Annotated in this window: 11 protein-coding genes and 2 pseudogenes; 5 read left to right on the top strand and 8 right to left on the bottom strand. The window is 54.1% G+C overall.

Going from position 1 to position 14,689, the window contains the following annotated elements:
- Window positions 1-131 precede the first annotated feature (131 nt).
- Window positions 132-284 carry a winged helix-turn-helix transcriptional regulator gene (locus AB4N84_RS29220; RefSeq protein ID WP_460044439.1) on the top strand — a complete coding sequence of 51 codons (153 nt, stop codon included), beginning with the start codon at window positions 132-134 and terminating at the stop codon, window positions 282-284.
- A 41-nt stretch (window positions 285-325) separates the two neighbouring features.
- Here the strand turns inward: AB4N84_RS29220 and AB4N84_RS29215 are convergent, their stop codons facing one another.
- Complete coding sequence (locus AB4N84_RS29215; RefSeq protein WP_460044437.1) at window positions 326-781, bottom strand: winged helix-turn-helix transcriptional regulator; 456 nt, start codon at window positions 779-781, stop codon at window positions 326-328.
- A 106-nt stretch (window positions 782-887) separates the two neighbouring features.
- Here AB4N84_RS29215 and AB4N84_RS29210 point away from each other — a divergent pair, with 106 nt between their 5' ends.
- Both AB4N84_RS29210 and AB4N84_RS29205 read left to right on the top strand, forming a co-directional pair.
- Window positions 888-1,826, top strand: a complete 939-nt coding sequence (locus AB4N84_RS29210) for an NADP-dependent oxidoreductase (protein WP_460044436.1) — start codon at window positions 888-890, stop codon at window positions 1,824-1,826.
- A complete protein-coding gene (locus AB4N84_RS29205) occupies window positions 1,823-2,206 on the top strand; it encodes a hypothetical protein (RefSeq protein WP_460044435.1) in 384 nt (127 codons plus the stop codon). Before AB4N84_RS29210 ends, AB4N84_RS29205 begins: the two co-directional genes overlap by 4 nt.
- A gap of 403 nt (window positions 2,207-2,609) precedes the next feature.
- Here AB4N84_RS29205 and AB4N84_RS29200 read toward each other — a convergent pair whose 3' ends face one another.
- From AB4N84_RS29200 to AB4N84_RS29170, 7 genes and pseudogenes are all read right to left on the bottom strand, one after another.
- Window positions 2,610-3,638, bottom strand: coding sequence for a restriction endonuclease (locus tag AB4N84_RS29200; protein ID WP_460044433.1), 1,029 nt, complete (start codon window positions 3,636-3,638; stop codon window positions 2,610-2,612).
- Between the two features lie 71 nt (window positions 3,639-3,709).
- On the bottom strand, window positions 3,710-3,937 hold the full coding sequence (locus AB4N84_RS29195; protein WP_460044432.1) for a hypothetical protein: 228 nt from the start codon (window positions 3,935-3,937) through the stop codon (window positions 3,710-3,712).
- 191 nt (window positions 3,938-4,128) lie between these two features.
- A pseudogene (locus AB4N84_RS29190) lies at window positions 4,129-4,722 on the bottom strand (methyl-accepting chemotaxis protein); the annotation flags it as partial.
- 312 nt (window positions 4,723-5,034) lie between these two features.
- A pseudogene (locus tag AB4N84_RS29185) lies at window positions 5,035-5,721 on the bottom strand (cache domain-containing protein); the annotation flags it as partial.
- Window positions 5,722-6,574: 853 nt separating this feature from the next.
- Complete coding sequence (locus AB4N84_RS29180; protein ID WP_460044431.1) at window positions 6,575-8,842, bottom strand: DEAD/DEAH box helicase; 2,268 nt, start codon at window positions 8,840-8,842, stop codon at window positions 6,575-6,577.
- Window positions 8,814-10,109: an ATP-binding protein gene (locus AB4N84_RS29175; RefSeq protein ID WP_460044429.1), complete on the bottom strand. Its 1,296-nt coding sequence runs from the start codon at window positions 10,107-10,109 to the stop codon at window positions 8,814-8,816. Before AB4N84_RS29175 ends, AB4N84_RS29180 begins: the two co-directional genes overlap by 29 nt.
- Entirely contained in the window at window positions 10,106-12,568 is a 2,463-nt protein-coding gene (locus tag AB4N84_RS29170; RefSeq protein WP_460044428.1) for a tellurite resistance TerB family protein, read from the bottom strand. The genes AB4N84_RS29175 and AB4N84_RS29170 overlap by 4 nt, the downstream gene beginning before the upstream one ends.
- Window positions 12,569-13,149: 581 nt before the next feature.
- On the opposite strand from AB4N84_RS29170, the gene AB4N84_RS29165 reads away from it, so the two are divergent.
- The gene (locus AB4N84_RS29165) at window positions 13,150-13,761 is read left to right on the top strand and encodes a hypothetical protein (RefSeq protein WP_460044426.1); all 612 of its coding nucleotides are present in this window, start codon (window positions 13,150-13,152) and stop codon (window positions 13,759-13,761) included.
- A gap of 11 nt (window positions 13,762-13,772) precedes the next feature.
- Entirely contained in the window at window positions 13,773-14,684 is a 912-nt protein-coding gene (locus tag AB4N84_RS29160) for an NACHT domain-containing protein (RefSeq protein WP_460044425.1), read from the top strand.
- Window positions 14,685-14,689 lie beyond the last annotated feature (5 nt).

Here is a 14,689-nt window from a genome sequence, read left to right as displayed (position 1 = left end):
ATCTGAGTCTGAATGCCTTTACGGCGATTCGAGATTTCAATCTCACGCGCGCGCTTTTCTGACTTGAAAACCGCATCCGACTTTTTCAACAGAATCTACCCCAAGGAGACATTCGGTTGTATCCATACAGGATGAAGAACCTGATTTCGCAGAAAATGCTGGCTCAGTGGTTGCGCAGGTTAGAACACGATGGGCTGCTCACTCGCACCATTTACGATGAGATTCCCCGTGCGTGGATTGCCGCTCACAGCACGGGGCCGGCAGCTTCTTCCAGTGCTGGATAGCATGCTGAAATGCGCGGATCGCTAAGGGGCTAAGTGGGTTGTTATCGTTCGCTACGCGCTTTCGTGGAGCTTGGTCGAAGTTGCTCCTCCCGAGCCATGCGGGTGTCGTAATTGAGCCGCGCCACCAACACCGGTTTTAAATTGTCCTGCGCCCAGAGGCACATCTGTTCAGTGATTGCGGTGATGCTGACCCCAAGCGGCGTCAGCGAATACTCCACACTGGGCGGCGCACTCGGGTAGACCTCTCGCAAGACCAGACCGTCTCGTTCCAGCAAACGCAAGGTTTGAGTCAACATCTTCTGCGTCACGCCGCCCACTTGCCGGCGCAGTTCGCCGAATCTCATCGGCCCACGCGACAGGGAATCGATCACCAGCATCGTCCATTTATCCGCGAGCATCTGAATCACGCTGCGTGACGGGCAGGTGACGTCGTACACGTCACCTGCCCGAATTTTACCGATTTCGGTACGAGAGAGATGGTTGAAGGTAGTATCCATTGGGTACCTATAGCACTTAAAGGTGCCTAATTTACAAAGGAGATCACGTCGCCGAGTATAGCTGCGCCAGCTCTATTTCAGAGCTTTTATCTGGGAATTTGAAACCGTGAAGAGCTTGATTCAATACCGCGTAGGCGGCCCCGAGGTGCTTGAGTTGGTCGATGTCCCCAAGCCTGTGCGCAAATTCACCGAGGTGTTGGTGCGGGTGCATGCGGCTTCGATCAACCCTGTCGACCTGATCGTACGATCGGGCGTATTCCCATTACTGGGTGAAGTACCCTTCGTGCCGGGTTGGGACGTGTCCGGGGTGATTGAAGAAGTCGATATTGGTGCTACTCGCTTCAAAGTGGGAGACGAAGTTTTCGGCATGCCGTTATTCCCGCGTGCCGCCAACGCCTACGCCGAATACGTTGCCGCGCCATCGCGCCACTTCTGGTTAAAACCCGCGCGCCTTAGCCATGTGCAAGCAGCGGCGCTGCCACTGGTTGGGCTGACAGCGTTGCAGGCGTTGGGCGAAATCGCACAGGTTGAGCCGGGCCAGCGCGTGCTGATCCATGGCGGCGGAGGCGGGTTAGGTCACGTCGCGGTGCAGATTGCCAAAGCGCTCGGGGCGTATGTCGCGACCACCGCCAGCGCCGGTAAACGCGACTTCGTTCGCAGCCTTGGGGCCGATGAAGTGATCGATTATCAGACGGTTGATTTCACCACAGTACTCAGTGACATTGATGTGGTGTTTGACACCGTGGGCAACGGTTACGCGGAACGCTCATTGTCGGTGCTCAAGCCAGGCGGCATTGTCGTCACGGCATTGGGGCTCAGTCATGCTCACCTGCCAGCCTTGGCAGCGGCCGCTGGACGACGCTTCTCAAGCGTTGCCGTTGAGCCCGATAGCGCCGGAATGCAACAACTCGCTGCGTGGGTTGAATCGGGCCAGTTGACGCCGCACGTCAGTCATGAGTTTCCATTAGGTGAAGGCGCGAACGCGCATGCACGGGTGGAGCAGGGTAGCACCCAGGGCAAGGTCGTATTGAGGATCGTGTCATGAGCCCGCCGTCTGCACCGTTATTATCGCCACCCTGGCTGCATCAGTTGACGCCGGATGCCACCCTGATCTCATCAGTCCTCAATCGCTCGTTGCAGGGTAGGGAAGCGATTATCAAGGTCGTACAGGCCGCAGGCGGGATGTATGAAAAACACTCGGTGGTATTCCGGGCCGCTTTCGCGGACAGAGAATTGCTCGAATACGACGCGCTGGTTTTGGGCGGCGTGGCCATCCATGGCGTTGTAACGCTCAGCAGAAATGCGGCAGGCGATATCTCAGGTGTGGGTATTCATCACGGCCCTTTGAGCGCGGTATACAAGTTGTCTGCCGCATTGAAGGAGTGCTTGGGTAACGAGTTGGGGGCTGAGTATTTCCAGCCTTGAGCTTGGGTGGGGCTAGCGCTCTGATTGGCGCTGGCACTACCGCTTGCGGGCTTGATCAATCGGTGCGGCTCAGCCGATAGTAGGTGTTATATCGATCCACGCCAGCTCCTTTCAGGAAGTTGACGTAGAGAATATTGATTGCACATCACTGGGTAGGTATCTGAGCAAGGTGCTGCATGGAGGGATCAGATTGGGCGACTGTTCGGCAGGCAGCTTCTGGCCGTTTTCTGCCTGTCGTCACGACTGCGTACTCCGGTCATGTCGAATGCAAACGGTTGGTCAGTGGCAATGCAAATGAGTGGTCAAGTCCATGCAATTACGCAGTCGCCCCCGTGGCGACCCTTTTCCACTGTTCGACGTACCTGCCAATCACCTGCAGCCATGCGCTTTCCAGTTCCTGGAATTATCTGGGAAGCTTTAGCAAAAAATCATCGGCGATTTCAAATAAACAGTCTGTCGGATCCTCGCCGCGCTCCTTCATATGGAGCATTTCACAGACCTTTTCATCATTGAGGATGAGCATCAACTTACCGTGTTCTCGCATAGCGCCTTGCGTCATTGCAACTGCGTGATCCTCAGCCCCCACCCTAGTCATGATGATGGCTACGCGCCGAAGGCCGCGCTCCAGCAGATATTTTTCGGTTGTGAGGATTTGGCCTTGTTTGATTTTCCCCGCGTAATTTTTGAATTCAAAGAGCACGTATCGGCTGTCGAGGTGATCAATGATGAATTTCCAGAATTCGGTCGTCGGTCTTACGCGACAGACGTAGTCATAACGATTCAGCCCATCATCCGTCCGTTTTTGCGAATGCCAGCCGTGGAGATCGTTGAGGAACAAATATTTCAAAATCCTTTCGCAGACCTTTTCGTACTTGGCCCATGACGATTTGCCCTTCGATAAGCTTTTAAGCTCAAGACACAGCTCAGTACCCTGAGTGTCAGCCTCTCGGCGTGTATATCTGCGTGGTTTGCTGCTTACTATTGGGCTGCCGCGTTTCGGTAGTGACGCTTGTGGCTCGCTAGGATCTGTCTCTAACAGTGCATCCAGTTCTCCGATGAGCTCGGGGGATGCTGAGCACCAGGATCGCAGGTCACCCTGATCCACCACGTTGATGCCATGTTTCTCTTCAAGCGCCTGCCTCACGTCCTTCGCAAGGACGCACGACACTATCAGAATTGCGTTTGTGAATTGCGCCTCGAAGCTGTTGATAGCTAGGCGTGCAGCCGCCGTATCGATGAGTGTTGGCTGCGCCCGAGCGGTGCGGTAGTACTTTACCTCAATAGCCCATCGCTCACCTCCAAAGTGACCCTTTAGGTCAAATCCTGCATCACCTCGGATGCTGTTGCGCAAGATTTGGAAGTTGTTCGCCTCAAGGATGCGCCGGACAAGATCCTCAAAGGACTGCCACGTCGGAATTGATGGTGGGGTCATATGTGTGCGCTTTTTGGTTGATGAGTGCGGGGTGATGCTCGATTAGGAGTTGCCAACGCGGTGCCAAAGCACTATTCATCGACTGTATCTGGATAGATGGTTTGATCCACGCCAGTGGCATGGAGCTTGTCCAGTTCTTCATTCATATGATTATTTGCAGACCAGAATACGTCCATAACTTTGACCAGCAGAAGATGCTCAAGCGAGCCGGGCTTTGATTGCATTGCTTGGTCTCCCAATCTTGCAAGCATCGCCACGCGCTCGTTGAGGCGATCTCGTTGTTCGCGATAATGACCCATTTCTATACTCCTCAAGAAAGACGAATTCGTAGAAATACTCCCGGAAAGCTCCCGGCTGATAATTGCATTGTGACCCTCGAGCGACAGCCTTCAGGCATTTCACCCTTTCCCCACGAGCGGGCTGCCTTAGACATTCGCCTAGCGGTTTTGGTAGTGGTGAAGGTCGACTCCAACTAGACCACAGGCTCCAGTCAAATCCTGAATTGCTTGATAGCAGCGTCCAAATCAGAGCTCAGTGAAGAAAGCTCGCGTGCTGTATCGGCTCCTCTTTGAGTGTCTTGTGCAACCGTCTCGATGGAAACGGCAATTTGCTGCACGCTTCGATTGATTTCTTCCGAGACAGCGGTTTGCTGCTCGGCGGCGCTGGCAATTTGCGCGTTCATAGAGTTGATGGTTGAGATGAGGGTAGCGATAGCCTCCAGCGACGTCATTGCGCGCACTGCCTGATCGCGAGTCTTGCTGCCAGCTTCGCCGGATTGCTTCATTGCGCTGACAGTATTGACGGTACCTGCTTCTAGCCTTCCGATCATTCCGTGGATTTCTTTGGTGCTTTCTTGCGTGCGGCTTGCGAGCGCGCGAACTTCATCAGCCACGACGGCAAATCCACGCCCAGCTTCGCCTGCGCGAGCAGCTTCGATCGCGGCATTGAGCGCGAGTAAATTGGTTTGCTCTGCGATTGAGCGGATGACCGCCAGGACGCCTGCGATCGCGTCGACTTCCGTCTGAAGCTGTGTCAGCGACACACCGCTGGTGTTCAGGTTTGCTACCAACCCATTAACGCTGTCCACGCTGTCGTTCACAATCTGTTCCGCAGCAGCGCCTTCATCTTGCGCCTGGTTTGCAGCTTGGGCTGCTTCCTGGGCGTTCTGCGCAACCTGCAGAGCAGCGGTGGACATCTCGTTGATAGCGGTGGCGACTTGATCAGTCTCCTGACGCTGAAGATCCATCGCTCTTTCTGATCTCTGAGCCTGATCCGTTACATCCGTGACCAGGTTATTCAGGCGGTACGTCATGCCGGCAACATTGCCGATCAAACCGTGAATCTTGTCTACGAAACGATTGAACGCCTGGGCGAGCTGCCCCAGCTCATCGTCGGCAGCAATCGGAAGGCGACGTGTCAGATCACCATCGCCCGAAGCAATGTTATCAAGCTGCATTCGAAGCTGAAGAAGCGGCGAGAAAAGCCTTTTCACCTGCCAGGCGGCTAGGAGGGCCAAAAGAACGGAGGCGACAATACTGAGTGCGAGGATTTGCCACACCAATTCGGAGCGACGTGATTTCAGTTCCTCGGTCACTTGGGCAACCTGGGCGTCGATGTCATCTAGGTTCACTGCCGTCCCAATCATCAAATTCCACTTTTCCAGATACATCGCATAGCCGATCTTAGGCACGACCTTATCGCTGTTCGGGACAGGGAAGCGGTAGCTCTGATAGTGCGATCCTTCCTTGGCAACGCGAACCAGTTCGTTGATCACCGGGACGCCGTCAGGATCCCGGAAGTCGCGGAAGCTCTCGCCGATTTTGACGTCTTTGTCAGCCCAGAAGACCCTGACGCTGTCGGCGTCGTATCCAAAATAATAGCCGTCCGTTCCATACCGCAATTGCTTGAGCACGCTGATGGCTTTGTCGCGAGCGGATAAGTCTCCCGGAGCTGATGCGTCGTAGATGGATGCAATAGCGCTCTGTGCCACTTGGACGGAGTGTTCCAAGGCGCTTTTACGGCTGGCAATGAGCGTGGTGCGGGTGTCGTTTACCTGATCGTCGGCTGTCTGCTGAAGGAGCATGACAGAGAGGCCAGCGATCATGAAAGCGAGCAGCAGAGCAGGAGCGACGCAAAGCACAACGACTTTGCTACGGATGGACAGAGTCATGGTTAGCACCGGAATTGTTGTTGGGTATTCGGCACGAATGCGGGTTGATGATAATCAGCATTTAACTTTCGAGATGCTCGTATTACTACGTAGGCCTTGACGCTGAAGTCGCTGCTAGGATGGGATTGGGCGCAGTTGGCCGGAGCGGTGCATTACGCCCCCGTGATGCGCTGAACAGTTTAGGGCTTCAAAGCGCCTCGATGATCGGCTCCGACTCTGTTTCCGAGTTGCATTGGCCCAGGCAGGTGCATTGCAGTCCTACAACGGGGCGTGCGATCAGTTTCGTGCTTGTTAGCGGTATGTGCTGTCAGGCCAAGAGGAAATTTAGACGCAGATGAGGCGAAGCGAGAAAGCCGTGAAGGTTTCGCAGATGTGTGCGGAAGAAAAGCTGCCTGGCATTTGATGCGGACTACCAGGCATGGTTTCCAGATCTATTTACTGCGTGGCTTGCCTGCGTCATTACGTTTGTCGCGGATCTGACCATCTTGATTGCGGGAACGCGGCTGCACGCCGCCACCTGGTTTGGGAACGTTAACGTCTTTGTTGATTGGGCGTCGATCGGTCATTGCAAAATCCCCTGCATTAATGAGAACTCACAACCCTTGTCAAAGCAGATCACCGTTATAAACACATTATGTAGTGTTTATCTATGATCTGAAACACAAGATATGCCCTTATCCTGTTCGGCGCAAGCGCTGAAGCTGTGAATGTCGACAACTGAAAAAAAACGAGTGGTGAAGCGATTCACCCCCCTTGAATCATGGTTTCAATCCCCGATGCCGCGCGCAAAAGCGATCGCAGTATCTAGGTCGAGCGAGATCGACGCATATGACTTCATCAGCAAAGGACGGGGCAGCGCCCAATCCCATTTCTCTCGCTGCATGTTTTCAACGTTCGCGAGAATCGACTGCAAGTCACGGCCATCGAGCTTGCCTACGTCGCCAAGCGCTTGCTTTGCCTGCTCGATACCGCCGCCGATCTCCATGAACAGTCCAGCGTTGTCGCACGATGTGCCGACATGATTCAGAAGCAATCGCAGAGCGTCGTTAGCGTAATCGCCTAGCCAGCTGACCAGATAACACTTGCCGCCGGCCTCGATCAGATAACGATCCCCAAGCCCCAGCGCACTGAAAATCTTACGGGCTTCAGCCAGCAACTCCTGGGCGCCCGAATCAATAAACGGGCATGGCGTGGTTTCAGCCAAAACCGTTCTCATTTCCTGCCGAACCGTGTCATGCACCATGGCACCCAGTCCGTCAAAATGAGGCGGGGCGCCTCCCCGCGCTGCAGAGACGACAATCACTTTGGCTTGCAGATCTACGTCTCTGACCTGCCACCTTCGACCACCAAAAATGATGCGCTGATCTTTAGTGAGTGGGCGGCTGACGGGTACCGAACCGAGCGCTTTACCGTCACAAACAAGCCGAAATTCTTCATCGCTGGTGAACGCGCTATAGAACTCATAGTGGTTGATCAGGCGCTCCCCGACTGTACCTGGCAATAGCAGTCCAGAACTGTCCTGAACGATGAGTTCGTGCTCCCCGAGAGATTTGAGCAGCCCAATGAAATCGGAATTTTCAACGTTGGGGAACGCGCCTTCTGCGATCAAGCTTTTCCAGAGCTCGCCAGCCGGCGCGCCGCCACATTGCGCGATAATGGAAAGGGTTTGCTGCACCAGAGTCGAGGCATGCAGACCCTGAGCTCGGGGAGGTTCGAACCATCCCTTGATCAGCAACCGAATCATCGCAATGGTCTGTACCAGCCCTTGCCGGAGCTGATCAGACAGGCTGGAGTCGTCAGTGAGGGGGGACTCTTTGCAATATGCCCGCAAGGTCGCCTTCTCACCCGGGCGCCTTCCTGATCGACCTAAACGCTGACGTAGGCTTGCAACCGAAGGCGGCGATCCAATCTGCGCGACCGTCTTGATGCTCCCGATATCAATGCCCAGCTCAAGGGTGGTGGTGCACACTGCCGAAGCCGCGTGACCGCCTTCCTTGAGTGCATGCTCCGCTTGCTCTCTCAGGTCTTTGGACAGGCTACCGTGGTGTGGCCAAAACTCGTTAGGCACACCATCCTGCTCGCACCGTCGACGGAGCTGATCCGCGTACCATTCCACCTGGGTGCGGCTGTTGGGGAATATGAGGTTGTTGCTGCCACGCAAAACTTTGTACAAATGATCCGCGATCGCGAAGTCCGGGCTCGATTTGTCATCGTCTTCGACTTTGCTCTCTGTCGACTCTACCGCCTGTTCTTCAGCCGGGATCTCAGAGGAGGGGAGTTTGGGCTTCTGGACTTGGCTCATCAGTGGCTGAATGTAGCCACGCACCTGCACTTGAAGCTCTTGGTTGGAGTGCTTCGACTCGATGATAGTGACGTTTTCAGAAGCTCCTGGACGCAGAAACTCAGAGCCAAGCCGCATATCTCCGAGCGTGGCGGACAGGCCGACCCGGGGAAGCTTTCGACCCACAACTAATTCGACTCGATGCATCAGCGACTGGAGCTGTTTACCTCGTTCGCTGCCAATAAACGCATGCAGTTCATCCACGACGATGTAACGAAGGTTTTGAAAGACTCCACCTAGGCTGGAACCACGATTAACAAAAAGAGCTTCCAGCGACTCCGGGGTTATCAGCAGCACACCTTCAGACGATTTGAGGAATCGATGCTTCCTGCTGGAGGAAATGTCGCCATGCCACGCAACGACCGGCACCTCCAACTGCTCACAGAGCTGGCTAAGTCTGCCCCATTGGTCGTTGATCAACGCCTTCAAAGGGCTGATGTACAGTACCGAGCCTGGCGGATCATTACGATTGAGAAGGTTGGTCAGAATGGGCAGAAACGCCGCTTCTGTCTTACCAGCAGCAGTCGCCGCTGCAATGATGACGTCCTGATCAGCATCCACGAGAACGGGCACTGCGCGCTCCTGCGCGTCCCTTAGTGATGTCCAGCCCTCAGCCCAGATCCATCGCTGGATCCGGGTTTCAAGCAGCTCAAAACCTGAGGAGTCAGAGCTTGAAGGTGGCAAGTTCGTCATCCGCATCAACCTTGGTGTCTTCCTCACCGCCGGAGTCTTTGATGACTTCGACCGCACCCAGCAAGGTCTTCCAGTCAGAGCCAGGATTTTGCTCAAGGATCGCTAACAGATTGATGAAGGCGGTGATCGTGGTGCGTGGAGTCCGGAAGTACGCTTCTCCCATTCGCTGGTTGCAGTGGGCCATGAACAGCGGCAGCGCTTCGTCAGGAAGCAGGTACTTTTCTGGTTCACCGCCTGCGTACACATGACGCAGCTTCTGCAGCAGGACATAAAAGTCTTCAGGCGTCAGGCTGGTGAGGCGAATAACAGGGCCAGAGAGGTCAACGAGACCCGTCTTTGCGAAGGAGTTTTCTGCAAGCCGCGACTGAAGGGCTGGGTAGCTGAACAGCCCACGGCGAGTGTCCATCAAAAACTCGGGGGTGCCGCCCAAGACAAAGCCCAGTCCCTCGGATGAACCTTGAAGGGAGTCATTCAGGATTCGCAGAATTTGTTCGTAGTTGGCGTTGCGCGCTTGCGTATTGGCGAGCTTGTAAAGATTGACCAATTCGTCCAGACAAATCATCAGCCCGCCAAACCCTGCAAGTCGTACAAAGCGGGAAAGCAATTTGAGCTGGTCGTACACCGAGGCGTCGTCAATGATCGTCCGAACGCCCAGCGCTGCCCGAGCATCGGTCTTGGTCGTGAACTCGCCACGTAGCCAGCGTATCGCATCGGCCTTCAGCTGCTCATTACCCTCGTCAAAGCCCCTGCAGTAGGCCGCAATCGCTTCGGCAAAGTCGTAGCCGTTGACCATCTCGGTCAGCTCACTGAGGTGCTGGCGAATCACGGTCTCGCTATCAGTGCCTGCGGCTTTGGCTTCGGTCTTCGCCTGAGAGATAAATTTCTCGACGATACCCTGCATTGCACCGCCATCTGGCTTAGTGCGAGTCGACATGTTCTTTGCCAACTCGGAGTAGAGCGAACGCGCCTGTCCTCCAGTGGCATGCAAGCGACGATCAGGGTTCAAGTCAGCATGCATGGTGACGAGCTTTCGCTCCATGGCGATGGCTCTTACAAGGTTCAGGAAAAACGTTTTCCCCGCTCCGTATTCGCCAATCACCACTCGAAACGCGGAACCGCTATCCGCCAAACGATCCACATCCTTGATCAATGCATCGAGCTCACCAGCCCGGCCAACCTGAATCAAGTGCTGCCCTACGCGCGGGACAACACCAGCGCGAAGGGATTGGATGACCGCGTCGCGATCCTTTGCTCTGATAGCGCTCATAGGGCTAATTCTTCCAGAATGTCTGCGTTAATTTCGACGGGGTCATCGCCTTCAGTGACGGGCATGTTGAACCGGTCAAAGGCCATGTCGTTGATTTGTTCCAGCGCGCCATCCAGCATCAGTTCCATGTCGCTGGCGGCTGCTTCAAGCTCGGAGCGACTCCACTCTGTTCGAGACACCAGGAGGCGCAGGAACGCTGAATGCTCCAAGTCCAATCCGGAGATGTCAGCGCTCGGCTCGTTCGTAGGCTTGCTTTTTTCGCTTTCCGACGATGGTTGATCAGCTGCCTGCAGCTGAGACTGGCCAGACTCGCTGTCCTGTTTGGTAATTGAATCGCCCGGTTCCTCATCGGTAAAGACTTGGGCCAGTAACGCTGAAACGGCGGCGGTCTCTTGTTGCAGTTGCGCGATCCGGTCGTGGTCGAGCGCAAAGGCTTGAGGTGATTGTGGTGATTTCGCGGGTGCTGTCTTTGGCGTTGTCGAGGTGGAAGCACGGCCTGAAATGCTTGCCGCACCTGCCGCAGCCCCATGAAGATCGCTATAAAGCAGCTGGGTATCTAGCTGCAGCGTTTTATAGACACGCTCCAGCAGCTTGACCTCGGATGGACTAACGACACCGTCCGCCTGCGCAAGGTGAGCGAGGAAACGGGCGATCGTTCGTCTCGCGTCTTCAGGTAACGGATCTAGGCGCTTTTTCAAACTGGCGAGCGTAGGAGGTTGCTGTAGCTGAATTTGTAGATGAGCTTTGAGGCGCTTCTGATGAGCAACGCTCAGATGGCTCCAGGAATCGATGTGCTGCGAAAGCAGCGATACTTCCTCGGGCGAGGTGTCCCCATCAGCAGATGCAACCGCACTCGCCAGATCCAAAGTGACTGATGCCGCGTTGTAGGCATCGGATGCTCGCAAAGCGCCGTCTTCGGGATGAGTCACGAACAAGGCAATCTTGTCCTCAGCCTTCGGTGTCTTGCTACCTGCAAGTACATCTGGTTCCATGCCGATGTGACGAGATTCCAAGGCACGAGCGAGACCCAATACTTTGTCGCGCGACAACGCACCGGCGCTTTTGAAACGGCCGGCAAGCTCGCCAAAGCTCATGACGATCAGGTCATCCGCGATCCTGCTTTCAAGATCATCCAGTTCTGTACGAGCCGACGCTGGCCACAGCATCACAGGAAGCTGTAGCAACCCTTCCAGCGTTTCAGCGCCGTTGGGGTTGCGTCCCAGGTAGCGACTGTAGGGCTCAAGCTCCGTAGTACAAACATCCACAAGACGTTGCAGGATCTTGCGCGTACCCGACGTTGCCATGACGTCAGGCAGGTCATCAATGTTGGTTGCGGGTATGCGCAGTGCAGCGGACGCCGGTCGATAGCTCGCTTTGAGCTTGGTCTTGTTCTGTGGAAGTATCAACCCGGTGGGGTGAAAACTGGCGAAGCGAACCTTGAACAGCGTTGCAAACACATCACTGCAACGTGTCACAGGAGTACGTTTGCCGATGTTGGGATCCGCAAGCGCCCATGCCAAGCTCCAATCAACATCCACCGGATGTTTGTTTGCAGCGTGTTGGCCCAAGCCAATCCGAAGTGGCAATGGCATCTCGTATGAGTTTGAGACAACCTCGGGTGGACGGCCTAAGTACGTATTGGGGTCGGTAGCAGTGCCGCCAATGTGGCTGAGGAGTCCAGTGGCGTAGCCTTTGAACGAGCGATTCTCACCGTATATCTCCAGTAGGCGTTTCACCTCGTCGATGATCAGCGGGATTTCTGCTGTTGCTTCTGGATCAGCCGGAGCGTCAATCAATGCTCGACGTTCGAGCCCGTAGAAAAACAAGAAGACGTAGCCGGTGTCGGCAACGGGGTCAACACGACCGCCAGCCAACCATTGCAGATAACCCCGCCGCGCCTCTGGAGAGATCGAGTCGTAGCTTGGCCAGTAGGACATCAGCCGTTCTTGGACGTCGATGTACGACTTGGAGACCCTAAGCTTCGGATTGATGAGAGACGGCTCAGCTGTGCCGTAATCACCGAGCTGGCTTCCTATATAGAGCATGCCATCAGGTATCAAGAAATCGCCAACGGTAACTGACTCCCCATATGGCACCCAGCGTGCGTCAGCAATGGGTGAGGTAGGGGCTGGGATCTTGAAAGAGGGAGATGTAGTTGAGCCCAGCTGGACAGTAAAGAATTCTGATTCTGTCTGCATTTTTTGAGGGCTTCGGAAGGCTTTGAGAGCGTGATTCGAGTCGTCTCGGTCGTTACCGTTACCTGAGCCATAAATAACAGGCGTGTTATCTCGTTGACGCCTGGCCCGGCGGGCCAATAACCAGAGAATGACTCCGACAGAAGTCACCACAGCAATTGCTATCCATGCGTTCTTCGGGATCGATGCCAACGCGCCAATGAGCAGCGCAAACATGATCAGAACGCCGGTGCCGGCAGAGTTGCCAGCCTTCTTCCTTGCCATAAATATTCAACCCTGAAAAATTGTTGCTGGCCGAATGGCATTATTAGCCGGATCTGTCATCCGCGCCAAGAGAATAGCGGTGCCAATGGTCGCGTTGAACGCAGCGTTGTTTAAGCCTTTGTGCGATCGTCCGGTCATCGGGCCCATCTGATACCAGGTATGCATTGCGCTGTGACGATGGTGTGTTAGCTCCGATGTGACGTCGGCTCTGACCCGCCGGGTAACAAGACAAAATGGGTCAACTCTGTCTGGCACCCGGTGCTTGCGGACGATTTATCGATTCATCCCCTGTCGAGGTTAAAGTCGCCACGACAAAAAGCGATACCAAGATAGATCTCCTTGCCAACAGACGTCGCCGGCCTCATCATTTCGTGTGATGCCAATGTGCTATGTGGCGCGTGGTAAAAGCGAAATCTGTCTCAGTTCATCTTTTTGATCATCCAGTCTTGGGAAGTCTTCCCCGGACGTGGCAGGACGTGGGCCCCCGAATGGGTGTGTATGGCCGCAGCAGATGAGATCGGTAATAGTAAGCTGCAGGATTAACTTAAAATTCAGTTGATTATATAGGCACGGAGCTTTAGGTGGCAGATAGTAAAGAGGCAGCAGCCCTGGGAGAAAAAGGGCTCGATTACGCATTTCAGATCATCAGTACATTGTTAAATTCAAACGAGTCGAGAGATTTATGGCATTGGCTTGTCTTAGCTCTCCTGCTGGTTTTGGTATTCGCAGCAGCAGCAGCCACGATATTAAGAACTGTAAATAAGACAATAGAGCTGTTGGTTAAGTTGGTGACTGCTTACAAGTCGAGCGGATTGCCCATACTTTTGAGTGCGGATAATAAATACAGGGTCAAGCGGCGTAAGCAGTTCTGCAATGTTATGATTAGAGATCTCGTCCAGTTGTCGACGGCGGAGAACTGGAATGACCATAACTTTACTGATCTTGAAGCTGAAGTTGAAATCGAGGGCGGTTATTACGCAAGTGCGTGGGATCGGTTGAGAAGAAAGAAATCTTTCGGACTGCGTAAAGAACCGTCCCTCGTACGGGCCATAACATCCAGCGCTGAGCGTGCACTTCAGTTGGTCGGGGAGCCAGGATCCGGAAAAAGCGTTGCACTCCGCCACCTAGCTATGCAAATTGCAGAGCATGGGAAAAAACGAATGATAAAGACGCAATCGTACCGCTCTACATAAACTTGCGGGAGATGGAAGAGGGATATTCTTCAAGCGTTTCAGCGAATGATGTTAGAAAATTTGTACTGGAGAATATTCGTCGTGGAGACGCCGACACCTCGTCCTATGTTCGTGAGAACTGGGATGATTACTGCAATCGAGGTATTTGGCTTTTTTTGTTTGACTCATTTGACGAGATCCCGGCGGTTCTCCACTCCGCAATAGGCAGTACCGTCATAAAGCAATATTCGGAGGCCATCCGGCAATTTTTGGATGGGATGGGTGAGTGCAAAGGGATTCTTGCGTCCCGTGAGTTCAAAGGGCCTGAAGCTCTGCCTTGGAAGAAACTGAGGATATTGCCTTTGAGCGGGGAAAAGCAAGATGAGTTGATACAGAACTCACTTTTGCCAGAAGGTCGTCTGAAATTAGTTCGCCAGCACCTTGCGGGCTCGCATAGCAGTACCGGCTCCACTCCTCTGTTCTTAACGCTGTTATGTCGGTATGTAAGGGACGAGAATCGTGCACCTAGTAATGATCATGACATACTATTAAGGCATATTGACAGGTTGGCAAGTAGAGAGCCTGAACATTTGCTACTAAAGTATCGGTTTACTGCCGAAGAATTAGTGCGAGGTGCAGAGCGCCTTGCACGGTTGTTTGCAGAAAATGAAAATCTTAGTCTGGCGCCAACGCTTGACCAAATCAAAGCGCACCTACCTGATGATGAAGTGCCTACAAAGTCGATTGAGCGACTCGTACTTGCGCTGGTGGACTGCAAAATTGGCAGGGCAGATGTACCTAATGCTGCAAACGGGGATCGTCGGTTTGCATTCGCCCATCGGCGATATCAAGAGGCTTTGTTCGTGGGGTATCTAGCGAAAAATCCTAAAGTCATTTCTCCAGAAAATCTATTAACTGAGCCCGCTGGCGTGAGTACGCAGTAACGCTG

Source organism: Pseudomonas sp. S2_H01, from assembly GCF_054668305.1.
Note: the sequence above shows the minus strand (reverse complement) of the source record. Positions and strands in the feature narration are given on the sequence as shown.

Coding starts and splice junctions, on each gene's coding strand:
- AB4N84_RS29160 (WP_460044425.1), top strand. CDS start 13,773: ATGGAAGAGGGATATTCTTCAAGCGTTTCAGCGAATGATGTTAGAAAA.
- AB4N84_RS29170 (WP_460044428.1), bottom strand. CDS start 12,568: ATGGCAAGGAAGAAGGCTGGCAACTCTGCCGGCACCGGCGTTCTGATC.
- AB4N84_RS29205 (WP_460044435.1), top strand. CDS start 1,823: ATGAGCCCGCCGTCTGCACCGTTATTATCGCCACCCTGGCTGCATCAG.
- AB4N84_RS29175 (WP_460044429.1), bottom strand. CDS start 10,109: ATGAGCGCTATCAGAGCAAAGGATCGCGACGCGGTCATCCAATCCCTT.
- AB4N84_RS29195 (WP_460044432.1), bottom strand. CDS start 3,937: ATGGGTCATTATCGCGAACAACGAGATCGCCTCAACGAGCGCGTGGCG.
- AB4N84_RS29220 (WP_460044439.1), top strand. CDS start 132: ATGAAGAACCTGATTTCGCAGAAAATGCTGGCTCAGTGGTTGCGCAGG.
- AB4N84_RS29200 (WP_460044433.1), bottom strand. CDS start 3,638: ATGACCCCACCATCAATTCCGACGTGGCAGTCCTTTGAGGATCTTGTC.
- AB4N84_RS29215 (WP_460044437.1), bottom strand. CDS start 781: ATGGATACTACCTTCAACCATCTCTCTCGTACCGAAATCGGTAAAATT.
- AB4N84_RS29180 (WP_460044431.1), bottom strand. CDS start 8,842: ATGACGAACTTGCCACCTTCAAGCTCTGACTCCTCAGGTTTTGAGCTG.